Genomic DNA, 12,744 nt, shown 5'->3' with positions numbered 1-12,744 from the left:
TCGGAACCCCAGCCGGTTCAACCATCGTCGGAAGCGACGAAGCGGCACCGCCACCGTTTTGCCGCAGTGCCACAAAAAAGGGCTGCGTTCGCGCCGGAACAGCTTCGTCCGATGCGACGATGCGCCACCGGGCGGCCTGGCAGGATGATGCCCGCCAGACTACTGCAATCACGCCTCACCCCCATTCCGAAGGAGCCAAGGTGGATTTCCAGTTCAGCGAAGAACAGTCGATGCTGCGCGACACGCTCGCGCGTTACCTGGCCGACCACTATGATTTCGAAGCCCGCCGCGCTGCCGTGCAGTCCGCCGCGGGCTGGCGCCCGGACTGCTGGCGCGCATTCGCCCGCGAGCTCGGCATTCTCGGCGCGGCCTACCCCGAGGCGCTCGGTGGCCTGGGCGGCGGCGCGGCCGAGCACATGATCGTGATGGAACAACTGGGCCGCCACCTGGCGCTGGAGCCCTACCTGGGCACCGTGGTGCTGGGCGGGGGCGCGCTGATGCACGGCAGCCCCGAGCTGGCCGCGCAGTGGGTGCCGGCCATCATCGGCGGCGAAGCCACCGCCGCCTGGGCCCACGCCGAACCCGTCAGCCGCTACTGCCGCCACGACGTGCAGGCCGGCGCCACGCGCCAGGGCAACGGCTACAAGCTGAGCGGGCACAAGCACGCCGTGGTCGGCGCGCCGTTCGCCACCCACCTGGTGGTCAGCGCCCGCACCTCCGGCGCGCGCCGCGACCGGGACGGCATCAGCCTGTTCTGGATTGCGCGCGACACGCCGGGCGTGACGCTGCGCGAGTACCCGACCTTCGACGGCCTGCGTGCTGCCGAGGTGCTGCTCGACAACGTGCAGGTGCCGGCGAGCCAGCGCATCGGCGCGGAAGGCGAAGCCTTTGCCCTGATCGAACAGCTGTGCGACGAAGCCATGGTCGCGCTCTGTGCCGAAGCCAATGGCGCGATGGCGCGCATGCTGGCCGACACCATCGACTATGCGCGCCAGCGCAAGCAGTTCGGCGTGCCGATCGGCACCTTCCAGGTGCTGCAGCACCGCATGGCCGACATGTACGTGCAGCTGGAGCAATCCGTGGCGCTGACCCAGGTGGCGGCGATGCAGGCTGCCAGCGCGCCGCAGGCACGCGCCCAGGCGGCGTGCGCGGCCAAGATCCAGGCCGGCCAGGCCGGTGCCTTTGTCGGCCAGGCGGCGGTGCAGATCCACGGCGGCATGGGCGTCACCGAAGAGCTGGCCGTGGGCCACTACTTCAAGCGCGTCACCGCGATCGACCTGCAGCTGGGCTCGGCCGAGCACCACCTGCGCCGCTACGCCGACCTGCTCTACCCCGCCCTGGCCGCGGCCTGAAGCCGGCATCCCCGAACCCAGACGATTACCCAGCGAGGCCCGTCGATGAATCTCGATTTCTCCCCGCAAGATCAGCAGTTCCGTGAAGACGTGCGCGCCTGGATCGCCCAGGCCTATGACGCCGACCTGCGCGCGATGATGGCGCAGTCCAAGAACGGCTACCTCGACAAGGCCGCGCAGCTGCGCTGGCAGAAGGCGCTGCACGCGCGCGGCTGGGCCGCGCCGAACTGGCCCAAGGAATACGGCGGGCCGGGCTGGACCCCGACCGAGCGCTTTATCTTCCAGTCGGAACTGGCCGCCGCCGGCTGCCCGCCAGTGTCGCCAATGGGCCTGAAGATGGTGGCGCCGGTGATCATGAAGTACGGCACGCCCGAGCAGAAGCAGCGCTTCCTGCCGCCGATCCTGAGCTCGGACGTGTGGTGGTGCCAGGGCTATTCCGAACCCAACTCCGGCTCCGACCTGGCCTCGCTGCAGATGCGCGCCGACCACGGCACCGACAGCGACGGCGAGCACTACATCCTGAATGGCTCCAAGATCTGGACCACGCATGCGCAGTGGGCCGACTGGATGTTCTGCCTGGTGCGCACCAGCCGCGAATCGAAGCGCCAGGAAGGGATTTCGTTCCTGCTGCTCGACATGCATACGCCCGGCATCACGGTGTCGACGCTGCCGACGCTGGACGGCCCCATGACCGGGCAGCAGGAAGTGAACCAGGTCTTCTTCGAGAACGTGCGCGTGCCGGTGGCAAACCGCATCGGGGAGGAAGGCAAGGGCTGGACCTACGCCAAGTACCTGCTGGAGTTCGAGCGCGGCGGTACATATAGCCCGATGCTGCGCAATCAACTGTCGAAGATCGCGGAGATTGCCGCGGAGCAGCCTGCCGACGACGGTGGCCGCCTGCTGGACGATCCCGCCTTCCGCCGCAAGCTGGCGGCGCTGCACCTGCGTGCTGCCGCGCTGGAAGCGGTTGAGTTGCGGGTGTTCTCAGGCGTGGAATCCGGGACCTCGATCGGGGCCGCGTCGAGCATGCTGAAGCTCACGGGCACTGAGACTCTGCAGGCCGCCAGCGAACTTGCGGTGGAAGCTGCAGGCCCGGCGGCGTTGCCGTTCGTGCAGGACACCTGGGCTCAATTGCAGGGACGCGAGGCCGCGCCGCGTGTCGGGCCTGAATATGCGGCTGTGCTGGCGCCGCGTTATTTCAACTATCGCAAAGCGTCGATTTACGGGGGATCTAACGAGATCCAGCGCAATATCATTGCCAAGCTCGTGTTGGGGCTTTGAGCGTTTGTGTACCGGCGATGGTTTCAAGAGCAGCCGCCGTGTGCGGCTGTTTTTTTTGGGGCTTGGCGATATCGCATCAACGCCTTCGGCTGCGCTCCGCGCAAGCGCCCAATGACCGTCAACGCATCTTGAGCCTGCGCAGCAGCCGTAGGCGTCCCCGCAATGCCGTTTGCAGCAGGCGGCCTACGCCCTGCATGGGGATCGTTCAATAGTGGGTTATCGCAGGCACTGTCCCACACTCACATGGCGTAGCAGGGTCGAACGGGCACCCACGCCCAAACGGCAAGCACCACCGTGCGAACCACCAACGCCGTGGAATTGATTGCCAGCCGCATAGGCGACGCGCTTTTTGGTTACTTTTTGTCGCTCGGACAAAAAGTGACTCGCCGGCTACGCCGGCGAAACAGCCACGCTGCCAGAAGCCACTAACCGACCGCATTGCCCCAGCCCCCTCACCAAACCACCTTCCTAGGGTTCACCCTTAATTGACTGTTCACCCTCACGCTCATATATTTTTATGAACATATAGTTCACTTTTGAACATACACCAACAACCAGCAGGCAGACAAAATGCCCCTCAAGATCGGAATCAACGGCGCCGGCATCGGCGGCCTCGCCGCAGCCATCGCACTGCGCAAGCTCGGCATGGACGCAATCGTCTACGAACAAGCCCCCCGCTTCGCCCGCGTAGGCGCCGACATCAACCTGACCCCCAACGCCGTATGCGCGCTCGACGGGCTAGGCATCGGCGACGCCCTGCGCGAAACCGCCGCACGCCCCAGCCACCGCATCAGCCGCACGTGGGACACCGGCGAAGAAACTTCCCGCCTGCCGATGCAGAAAGACGCCGAGCGCCGCTACGGCGCCCCGCAACTGACCATGCACCGCGCCGACCTGATGACCGCACTGGAAGCCGCCGTGCCGGCCGAATGCGTGCGCCTTGGCCACAAGGCCGTGGCGATCGAGCCGCATGCCGATAGCGCCACGCTGCGCTTCGCCAGTGGCGCAGAGGAGCGCGTCGATGTGCTGGTCGGCGCCGACGGCATCCACTCGACCGTGCGCACCGCCCTGTTCGGCCAGGAAAGCCCGATCTTCACCGGCGTGGTGGCCTACCGCGCGGTCGTTCCCGCCGAGCGCCTCGCCGGCGTGCCCAACCTGGGCGCCTTCACCAAATGGTGGGGCCCCGACGCCGCCACACAGATCGTCACCTTCCCGCTCAACCGCGGCCGCGACATCTTTATCTTCGCCACCGTCGCACAGGAAGCCTGGCGCCATGAGTCCTGGACCACGCCGGGCCGCGTGCAAGACCTGCGCAGCGCCTATGCCGGCTTCCACCCCGAGGCGCGCGCACTGCTCGATGCCTGCGACGAGGTGCTGATCTCCGCGCTGTACGTGCGCGACCCGCTGCCGGCATGGTGCGCCGGCCCGGTCACGCTGATGGGCGACGCCTGCCACCCGATGATGCCGTTCATGGCACAAGGCGCCGGCATGGCGATTGAAGACGGCGTGGTGCTGGCGCGCTGCCTTGCCGATGCCGCACCCGGCGGTGCCGCAGGCGTGCCCGCCGCGCTGGCACGCTACCAGGCCGCGCGCCACGAACGCACCAGCCGCATCCAGATCGGCTCGCGCGGCAATGCCTGGCTGAAGGAAGGCGGCAATGCCGACTGGGTGTACGATTACGACGCCTGGAACGTCGCCCTCGGCTGAAGCCGCGCCGATCGTTTCCGCCAGCACGGCCGCCTGCGCGGCCGTTTTCCGTTGACAGCAGACACCACCATGCCCAAATCCCGCCCACAGCCTGACCTTGCCGACGATGGCGATACCGAAGACGCCCGCGAAGCCCAGCTGGTCTCGCCGGTGATCCGCGGCCTGCGCCTGCTGCGCTTCATCGCCGAGGGCGGCGCCACCGCCAACCTGAGCGAAGTGGGCCGGCGCATCGACGTGAACCGCGTCACCGTGATGCGGCTGCTGGATACACTGGAGCATGAGGGCATGGTGGAACGCCTGCCGCAAGGCGGGCACCAGGTCGGCTTCAACTTCCTGAAGCTGGCCTCGCGCGTGCTGGCCAGCAATGACCTGACCAGCTTTGCCGCACGCGTGCTGGCCCGGCTGAGCGCATCGCTGCAGCTGTCGGCCTACCTGGCCGTGCGCGATGGCGGCGATGCACTCTACCTGCTGCGGCAGATGCCCGCGGCCTCGCTGGTCAGCAATATCCAGGTGGGCAGCCGCGTGGCCGCGCACCTGACCACGCCGGGGCGGATGCTGATTGCCGAGCTGCCGCCGGAGACGCTGCGCGAGCTGCTGGGATCCGATCCCCTGCCGACGGTCACCGGCCAGAGCCCGGCCACGCACGCGCGGCTGGCTGATATCCTTGCCGCCGATCGCGAACGCGGCTGCGCCTGGAGCTTTTCCGCCTATGAACCGGGCATCGATTCCTGCGCGGCACCGGTGCGCGGCGCCGACGGCGACGTGATCGCCGCGATCAGCGTGGCGGGACCGCAGCAGCGCTTTGAAGCCGATGGCGCGCTGCGCGAGCGCGTGGAGAAGGAAGTCAGGCAGGCCGCGCGCGACCTGTCGGGCCTGATGGGATACCGCAGCGCCGCTACTCCGCGGTAATCCCGTACGCCTTGATCAGCTTCGCCCACGCCGCGGTTTCCTCGCGGATGCGGGCCTCGAGCGCCTGCGGCGTGCTGCCCACCGGCTCCATGCCCTGGCGCTGCAGCTCGGCCCGCACCGCGGGCGTGGCCAGCAGCGCGCGCACGTCGGCGCTGAGCGCATCGGCCGCCAGCTGCGGCGTGGCCCTGGGCACCAGCAGCGCATACCAGGAACTGACGTCGATGCCGGGCACGCCCTGCTCGGCCAGCGACGGCACGTTCGGCGCGGCCGGCGAGCGCGTGGACTGCGTCACCGCCAGCGCGCGCAGCGCGCCGGACTGGATAAACGGCGCCAGCGTCGGCCACGTGCCGAACAGCATCGGCACCTGTCCGCCCACCACGTCGTTGAGCGCCTGCGTGGTGCCTTTGTAGGGCACGTGCAGCAGCGTGATGCCGGCCTTGTTGCGGAACAGCTCGCCGGCCAGGTGCAGGCCGCTGCCGACGCCCGGGCTGGCGTAGCCCAGCGGCTTGCCGGACTTCTCTGCCTGCTGTGCCAGCCTGACCAGGTCCTGCACGGAATTCGCCTTTACTGACGGATGCACCGCCAGCACGTTGGGCGAGCCCGCCAGCAGCGACACCGGCCGGAAATCACGCTCGACGTTGTAGCTCAGCGCCGGCATCAGCGTGGGGTTGATGGTCAGGTTGCCGGCCGGGGCCACCAGCAGCGTGCAGCCGTCGCCCGGCGCGCGCCGCACCGTGTCGATGCCGATATTGCCGTTGGCGCCAGGCTTGTTGTCTACCACGAACGGCGTGCCGCGCCGCTGCTGCAGCCCGTGCGCCAGCGTGCGCGCGAGCTGGTCTGCCGGGCCGCCGGCCGGGAACGGCACCACGATGCGCACATTGGCGCAGCCGGCGGCTTGCGCCGCCTGCCACGGCACGCACGCCGCCAGCGCAGCGGCCAGCGCCGTGCCGGCCAGCCATTGCCGCCGGCGCGGCGGCCTGTTGTATGTCTTGCGTTGCTGCATATTGCTTCCCAATGGATGGCTGGCGGCACGCGCTGCCGTCACGCGAACGGTTTCGGCACCTCCGGCCGGTAGTCGAGCAGGCTCGACAGCTCGGCCGCCGCCCGCCTGACCTGTTCCACCACGTTGTCGAGCTGGTCCGGATCGATGCGCGAGGCCGGGATGGTCGCGCCCAGCGCCGCCACAACCTTGCCGCTGCGGTCGCGCACCGGCGCCGCGATGGTGGAGATGCTGGCCTCGAAGAACCCTTCATGCAGCACATAGCCGCGCTGGCGGTCGCGCTGGACCATGTCGTACAGCTCTTCGACAGTGCGCGGCGTGCTTTCGGAATACACCTCCAGGCGCTCTTCCGGATACAGCGTGCGCAGTTCCGCCAGCGACAGGTCTTCCAGCAGCACGCGGCCCAGCACGGTCGCATGCGCCGGCAGCCGGGTGCCAACGTTGACGGTGCTGGCAAACGGGCGCGAGGCCACCGACTTGGCCACATAGACGATGGAGCGCCCGTCGCGCACCACCAGGTTGCACGGATAGTGGATCTCGTCGCGCAGCCGGTCCAGCAGCGGGCGGCCCAGCTCGGTCAGCTCCAGCGAGGCCAGGTAGTCAAAGCCCAGCCGCAGCACCGCCATGCCCAGGCGGAACTCGCGCCCGCCGTCGGTGCGCTCGACAAAGCCCATCATTTCCAGCGTGGCCAGCAGCCGGAACACGGTCGAACGCGGCACCTTGAGCCGGCGCGCCAGCTCGGCCGCCGACAAGGTGCGCTCACGGCTGCTGAATTCGGCCAGCAGCCGCAGGCCGCGCTCCAGCCCCGGCACGATGTACTTCTCCTGGGCGCTCTCCGGGGCGCCCTCCTGGCCGCTTTCCTGCGTGTCTTCCTGCGGCGAATCGGTCGTCATGGTCTGTCTCTGCAATATTCGGTCTTGGCGTAACGCTCTCATATATCACGCCTGCACCCCGTAGGGTACCCGTATTGCCGGCAGACCCCGCCCTGGCTCCGCCTATGCCCCTGGGCGCAGGTAGTCGCGCAGCCAGGCCGCGCATTGCTCGCCCTGGGCGGCGGGCCACCGCACCACGATGGTCTCGTCGCTGCGGCGCAGCTCAACGCAGATGTCCGACAGCGGCCCGCGCGCGGCCTCGCCGCGCCCGAACAGCCGCGAGAACAGCCCGCCGGCGGCGGGTGCGGGCGCGGACCGTGTCGGCAGCACCGCATGGCCGTTGGCAGCCGCGGCCGATGCAACCGGTGCCGCAGGTGCGGACTTCGCCGCCGGCTCGGGCGCTGCCTGCGCCCCCTGCGGCGACAGCCGCGCCAGCAGGTTGGCGCCAAACTCGTCCCACATGCGGTCGGCCTTGGTCTTCATCACGCTCAGGCCGAAAGTGCCCAGCCGGCCCAGCACGTCCACCTCCACCCTGATGCGCAGCTGCGTGCCGCCATCGTCCAGGGCGGTCAGGAAGAGCTCGCTCGACTGGCGCAGCGAGCTGGCCACTGAGTCGTCCTCGCCGGTGCCCTCGGTGCGCAGGTAATGCGGCGCGCGCGTCTCGACGATCTTCGTATGCAGCCGGAAGCGCGCGTTGATGAAGGCGATCTTGACCGCCATATGGGCGATGTACTCGACATCGCTCAGCACTTCGATCGATTCCATGCCGGGCACGCACGCGCCCATCACGTTGGGGTCGAGCAGCAGCTCCCACACGCGCGCCGGCGGCGCCGCGGTGACCAGGGTCTTTTCAATTTCCACGCATTTTCTCCGCGGCGGACAGGACCGATTCAACGATGCCGACATAGCCGGTGCAGCGGCACAGGTTGCCGTTCAGGCCGTGGCGGACTTCGTCTTCGGTCGGGTTGGGGTTATTGGCAAGCAGCGCGCACGAGGCCATCAGGAAGCCCGGCGTGCAATAGCCGCACTGCAGCCCGCCGTTGTCCATGAAGCACTGCTGCAGCGGATGCAGCTGGCCGTCGGCGGCCAGCCCCTCCACCGTCATCACATGGCGCCCGCGCGCCTGCACGGCGAGCATCAGGCAGGACTTGACCACCTCGCCGTCGACCAGCACGGAGCAGGCGCCGCAGATGCCGGTCTCGCAGCCACGCTTGGTGCCGGTCAGGTTCAGGTCGTCGCGCAGCAGGTCGGACAGCAGGCGCCGCGCCGGCACCTCCACCTGGTGTTCCTCGCCGTTGACGGTGAGTTCGATGCTGACTTGGTTCATGGGGATTCCTTACTCCGATGCCACGCCGAACAGCTCGGCAATGGTGCGGCGCGCGACTACCCGCACCATCTCGCGCCGGTAGCTTTCGGACCCGCGCATGTCCGAGACCGCGTTGATATCCGCGGCGACAATGGCGGCCGCCTCCTCGGCTAGTTCCGCGGTGACGGCCTTGCCGGCCAGCAGCGCTTCGGCGCGGCGCAGCCGGGCCGGGATCGGCGTGGACGCGCCCACCGCCAGCCGCGCCTCGACGCAGAACGCGCCCTCGCGCCGCACCGCCAGTGCCACGCTGGCGAGCGGCCGGTGCTCGGCGGCGGTGCGCAGGAAGCGCGCATAGCGGCCATCGGCGCCGGCACCCGGCGCCGGCACGCGGATCTGCGTGACGATCTCGTCCGGCGCCAGTGCCGTGACGTAGTAGTCGACCAGGAAGTCCTCGATATCGATCTCGCGCTCGCCGCCTCGGCCGCTGACCACGATCCGCGCGCCCAGCGCCATCAGGCAGCCGGGCGGATCGGTGGCGGGGTCGGCATAGCAGAGGTTGCCGCCGATGGTGCCCTGGTTGCGCACCTGCGGATTGGCCACGCGCGAGGCCATGCTGGCCAGCATCGGGTAGTGCGCCTGCACCAGCGGCGAGCGCGCTACCTCGGCATGCAGCGTCAGCGCGCCGATGCGCAGGCCCTCGCGCGCATCGAAGGTGATGCCGCGCAGCGCCTTGAGCCGGCCCAGCGAGACCAGGTGGCCAGGCGTCAGCATGCGCTGGCGCATGCCGAGCATCAGCGCGGTGCCGCCGGCAAGGATGCGGCAACTGTCGCCCAGCTCGGCCAGCATCTGGCTGGCCTCGGCCACGGTGGCCGGCTCAAGGAAGGCAAAGTCACGCATGGACGGCCTCCTTCTGCTTCAGTTCGCGCAGGCCCGCCAGCACCTTCTCCGGCGTGATCGGCAGCGACTGGATGCGCACGCCCACGGCGTCGAAGACGGCATTGGCGATCGCCGCCGCGCCCGGCAGGATCGCGGTTTCGCTGGCGCCCTTGGCGCCATAGGGGCCGTTGGGGTCGTTCGATTCCACCACGTCGGTGCGCAACATCGGCACCGCGTCGGCGGTCGGCATGGTGTAGTCGGCAAAGTTGCCGTTCATCAGGCGGCCATCCTCGTATTGCAGGTTCTCGTACAGGGTCCAGCCGATCGCCTGCACGGTCGCGCCGTGGGTCTGGCCGTGCACGGCGAGCGGGTTGATGGCCTTGCCGCAGTCGTCGGCGACAAAGCTGTCGATCACGGTGACCTGACCGGTGCCGGTGTCGACTTCCACTTCCACCGCCTGTGCCGCGAAGGAGTGCGCGGGCGCGACGTTGCCGTAGTAGTCGGCGTCGTGCATCACCGTGGGCGCGTCATAGGTGGCGCGCACGTGGATGCCCTCGCCGCCGTGGCGGAAGATATGCAGCCGCGCGATCTCCGCCAGCGTGGCGGACTTGTCGGGCTGGCCCGGCGCGGCGATGCGGCCATCGGCAATCTCCAGTTGTTCCGCGTCCACGCCAAGCTTCTCCGCCGCGAGTGCCAGCAGTTTCTGGCGCGCCTCGCGCGCGGCACGCAGCAACGCATTGCCGGCGATGATGGTCACGCGCGACGCCAGCGAGCCCAGGCAGAACGGCGCGGTATCGGTATCCGGCGCCATCACGGTCACGTGCGACAGCGGGATGCCGAGCTCCTGCGCGCAGATCTGGCTGAGCATGGTGTTGGCGCCCTGCCCCATGTCGCACTCGCTGGTCTGCAGCATCGCGCGCCCGTCCTCGTTGATCTTGAGCAGGATGGTCGAGCCGTCCCAGTTGCCCAGCGTGCGGTTGCCGCTGACGTGCATGGCCGCGGCAATGCCCACGCCGCGCCGGCGCGTGCCGGTGCCGCGCGGCGCGGCGCGCTTCTCGTCCCAGCCGATGGCCTTGCGGGTCATTTCCAGGCACTCGGCCATGCCGGTGCTGCTGATCTTCCAGCCATGCACGCTGGTCTCGCCCGCGCCGATCGCATTGCGCTTGTGCACCTCCACCGGGTCCATGCCGAGCATGCCGGCCAGCACGGTCAGGTGGCAGTTCAGCGGAAACTGCATCTGCTGCCCGCCAAAGCCGCGGAAGGCGCCGCGCGGCGGGTTGTTGGTATAGGCCATGACCGCATGCGAGCGCACGTTCTGCACGCGGTGCATGTTGTCGCTGCGCATGGCGGTGACGTGCATCACATCACCGGCAAGCCCGGAGTAGGCGCCGCATTCGGCCGCGATGCGCACATCCTTGGCCAGGATCACGCCGTCTGCGGACAGCCCCATGCGCAGCCACACTTTCATCGGCACGCTGGCGCGCGCGCCCTGGAAGTCTTCCAGCCGGTTGTTGACCAGCCGCACCGGGCGCTCCAGCCGGCTGGCCAGGAAGGCGCAGATCAGGCTGTTGTTCTCCTCGACGATCTTGGCGCCGAAGCCGCCGCCGGTGGTCGCCTGCACCACGCGGATGGTCGAGACCGGCCGGTCCAGCGCCTCGGCCAGCCGCGCGCGCGCCAGGAACACGGACTGGGTCGAGGCCCACAGCGTGAGCCGCCCGTTGCCGTCCTGCGCCGCCACCGAGGCCATTGGCTCAAGGTAGCCCGGGTACTGCGAGTGCATGTCGTAGGTGGCCTCATGCACCGCGGCGCAGGCTTCGAACGCGGCATCCACGTCGCCCCGCACGATGTGCATCTCATGGCCGATATTGCGCGTGCCGGCATGGATCTCGGGCGCGCCATCGGCCAGCGCCGCTTCCGGCGTCAGCAGCGCGGGCAGCGCCTCGTACTCGATGCGGACCAGGTCCAGCGCATCACGCGCGATCTCCTCGCTGACCGCCACCACCGCGGCCACTTCCTCGCCGACGTGGCGCACCACGCCGCAGGCCAGGATGCGCTGCTCCTTGCGGTGCGGGCCCCAGTTGCGGGCGGGCACATCGTGCCCGGTCACCACCAGCTTGACGCCGGGCAGCGCCTTCGCCGCGGAGGTGTCGATGCGCACGATGCGCGCATGCGGGTGCGGGCTGCGCAGCACCTTGGCGTGCAGCATGCCGGGCAACTTGATGTCGCCGGCATACTGCGCGCGCCCCATGACCTTTTCCCGCGCGGTCACCTGCGGCGTGGAGCTTCCCACGATCGCCTTGCTCATGCCGGCCTCCTGCTTGTCTGGTTGCATGAACGCGATGCGCTGCCCTGCGTCATTCCGCCGTGATCGCGAGGTCGCGGATCACCTTGCCCAGCCGCTCGTAGTCGGCCGCGTTGACCTTTTCCAGCGCGGCCGGGGCGCCGCCCACCGGGCTGGCGCCGAAGGTGGCCATCTTCTCGGTCACGTCCGGCAGGCGCAGCACGTCGTTGAGCTGCTGGTTCAGCACCTTGACCACCTCGGGCGGCGTGCCCTTGGGCGCCATCACGCCATGCCAGGCGCCGACCACCACGTCCTTGTAGCCGAGCTCGGCCAGCGTCGGCACGTTGGGCAGCAGCGGCGAGCGCTTTGCGTCCGTGATCGCCAGCGGGATCAGCCGGCCGGTGTTGATGTACTGCGCCACCGGACCCAGCGTGACGTAGGCAAAGTTCACGTGCCCCGCCACCACGTCGTTGACCGCCGGCGCCACGCCCTTGTACGGCACGTGCTGGATCTTCACGCCCGCGGCGCGGTTGAGCATCTCGCCGGCGATGTGCATCGGCGAACCCGCGCCCGGGCTGCCATAGGTCAGCGTCTTGCCGCCCCTGGCCACGGCAATCATCTCGCCGACGGTCTTGATGCCGGCCTGCGGGTTGGCCACCAGCAGCACCGCCTGCACCGCGGTCTGGATCACGGGGGTGAAGCCGTGCAGCGGGTCATAGCTGGCCGATGGCGCCAGCTTGAGCACCATCGGCGCCAGCGTGAAAGGGTTGGGCGTGTACAGCAGCGTGTAGCCGTCCGCCGGCGCGCGGCTGACGAAGCTGGCGCCGACCACGCCGCCGGCACCGGGGCGGTTCTCGACGATGACCGGCTGCTTCAGGCGCGCCGACAGCTTGTCGGCATAGAGCCGGGCCATGGCGTCGGTGTCGCCGCCGGGCGGATAGGCCACGACCATGGTCACGGTCTTGGCCGGATACGCGGCGGTGGCCAGCGCGCTGCCCGCGGCAAGCGCAAGCGCGGCCATGGCAGTGGCTGCAAGGAAAAGGCGGCGGGGGCGTTCGTGTCTCATCAACAGCTCCTGTGGGGGCGCATTCGCGGTTGGAGTGGGCTGTTGTGCGCACCGCGAAAACAGGGTTGGCTCGGGTTACAACACTTTCGGTTGT

At 69.1% G+C, this 12,744-nt stretch carries 11 protein-coding genes; 4 read left to right on the top strand and 7 right to left on the bottom strand.

Going from position 1 to position 12,744, the window contains the following annotated elements; all coding sequences use genetic code 11:
- Nucleotides 1-200: 200 nt before the first annotated feature.
- From AC1Q6V_RS19240 to AC1Q6V_RS19225, 4 genes are all read left to right on the top strand, one after another.
- Nucleotides 201-1,352: an acyl-CoA dehydrogenase family protein gene (locus tag AC1Q6V_RS19240; RefSeq protein ID WP_454749530.1), complete on the top strand. Its 1,152-nt coding sequence runs from the start codon at nt 201-203 to the stop codon at nt 1,350-1,352.
- 45 nt (nt 1,353-1,397) lie between these two features.
- Nucleotides 1,398-2,633 carry an acyl-CoA dehydrogenase family protein gene (locus tag AC1Q6V_RS19235; RefSeq protein WP_454749529.1) on the top strand — a complete coding sequence of 412 codons (1,236 nt, stop codon included), beginning with the start codon at nt 1,398-1,400 and terminating at the stop codon, nt 2,631-2,633.
- Nucleotides 2,634-3,203: 570 nt separating this feature from the next.
- Entirely contained in the window at nt 3,204-4,340 is a 1,137-nt protein-coding gene (locus AC1Q6V_RS19230) for an FAD-dependent monooxygenase (protein WP_454749276.1), read from the top strand.
- 69 nt (nt 4,341-4,409) lie between these two features.
- Nucleotides 4,410-5,249, top strand: a complete 840-nt coding sequence (locus AC1Q6V_RS19225) for an IclR family transcriptional regulator (RefSeq protein WP_010811669.1) — start codon at nt 4,410-4,412, stop codon at nt 5,247-5,249.
- Here AC1Q6V_RS19225 and AC1Q6V_RS19220 read toward each other — a convergent pair.
- From AC1Q6V_RS19220 to AC1Q6V_RS19190, 7 genes are all read right to left on the bottom strand, one after another.
- Nucleotides 5,236-6,252, bottom strand: a complete 1,017-nt coding sequence (locus tag AC1Q6V_RS19220) for a tripartite tricarboxylate transporter substrate binding protein (protein WP_058697862.1) — start codon at nt 6,250-6,252, stop codon at nt 5,236-5,238. The genes AC1Q6V_RS19225 and AC1Q6V_RS19220 overlap by 14 nt on opposite strands.
- Nucleotides 6,253-6,290: 38 nt before the next feature.
- Nucleotides 6,291-7,142 (bottom strand): IclR family transcriptional regulator, encoded by an 852-nt coding sequence (locus AC1Q6V_RS19215; RefSeq protein WP_010811671.1) that lies wholly within the window; start codon nt 7,140-7,142, stop codon nt 6,291-6,293.
- A gap of 102 nt (nt 7,143-7,244) precedes the next feature.
- Nucleotides 7,245-7,982, bottom strand: coding sequence for an SRPBCC family protein (locus AC1Q6V_RS19210; protein WP_010811672.1), 738 nt, complete (start codon nt 7,980-7,982; stop codon nt 7,245-7,247).
- Nucleotides 7,972-8,448: a (2Fe-2S)-binding protein gene (locus AC1Q6V_RS19205; protein ID WP_010811673.1), complete on the bottom strand. Its 477-nt coding sequence runs from the start codon at nt 8,446-8,448 to the stop codon at nt 7,972-7,974. Before AC1Q6V_RS19205 ends, AC1Q6V_RS19210 begins: the two co-directional genes overlap by 11 nt.
- A gap of 9 nt (nt 8,449-8,457) precedes the next feature.
- Complete coding sequence (locus AC1Q6V_RS19200) at nt 8,458-9,324, bottom strand: FAD binding domain-containing protein (RefSeq protein WP_454749277.1); 867 nt, start codon at nt 9,322-9,324, stop codon at nt 8,458-8,460.
- Nucleotides 9,317-11,608 (bottom strand): xanthine dehydrogenase family protein molybdopterin-binding subunit, encoded by a 2,292-nt coding sequence (locus AC1Q6V_RS19195; RefSeq protein ID WP_058697860.1) that lies wholly within the window; start codon nt 11,606-11,608, stop codon nt 9,317-9,319. The genes AC1Q6V_RS19200 and AC1Q6V_RS19195 overlap by 8 nt, the downstream gene beginning before the upstream one ends.
- A 49-nt stretch (nt 11,609-11,657) precedes the next feature.
- On the bottom strand, nt 11,658-12,650 hold the full coding sequence (locus tag AC1Q6V_RS19190) for a Bug family tripartite tricarboxylate transporter substrate binding protein (RefSeq protein ID WP_011616781.1): 993 nt from the start codon (nt 12,648-12,650) through the stop codon (nt 11,658-11,660).
- Nucleotides 12,651-12,744: the final 94 nt, after the last annotated feature.

It is taken from the genome of Cupriavidus sp. GW823-FHT07B10 (genome assembly GCF_058794355.1).
This window is presented reverse-complemented; position numbering and strand designations above follow the sequence as displayed.

Coding starts and splice junctions, on each gene's coding strand:
- AC1Q6V_RS19190 (WP_011616781.1), bottom strand. CDS start 12,650: ATGAGACACGAACGCCCCCGCCGCCTTTTCCTTGCAGCCACTGCCATG.
- AC1Q6V_RS19230 (WP_454749276.1), top strand. CDS start 3,204: ATGCCCCTCAAGATCGGAATCAACGGCGCCGGCATCGGCGGCCTCGCC.
- AC1Q6V_RS19220 (WP_058697862.1), bottom strand. CDS start 6,252: ATGCAGCAACGCAAGACATACAACAGGCCGCCGCGCCGGCGGCAATGG.
- AC1Q6V_RS19215 (WP_010811671.1), bottom strand. CDS start 7,142: ATGACGACCGATTCGCCGCAGGAAGACACGCAGGAAAGCGGCCAGGAG.
- AC1Q6V_RS19195 (WP_058697860.1), bottom strand. CDS start 11,608: ATGAGCAAGGCGATCGTGGGAAGCTCCACGCCGCAGGTGACCGCGCGG.
- AC1Q6V_RS19225 (WP_010811669.1), top strand. CDS start 4,410: ATGCCCAAATCCCGCCCACAGCCTGACCTTGCCGACGATGGCGATACC.
- AC1Q6V_RS19235 (WP_454749529.1), top strand. CDS start 1,398: ATGAATCTCGATTTCTCCCCGCAAGATCAGCAGTTCCGTGAAGACGTG.
- AC1Q6V_RS19205 (WP_010811673.1), bottom strand. CDS start 8,448: ATGAACCAAGTCAGCATCGAACTCACCGTCAACGGCGAGGAACACCAG.
- AC1Q6V_RS19200 (WP_454749277.1), bottom strand. CDS start 9,324: ATGCGTGACTTTGCCTTCCTTGAGCCGGCCACCGTGGCCGAGGCCAGC.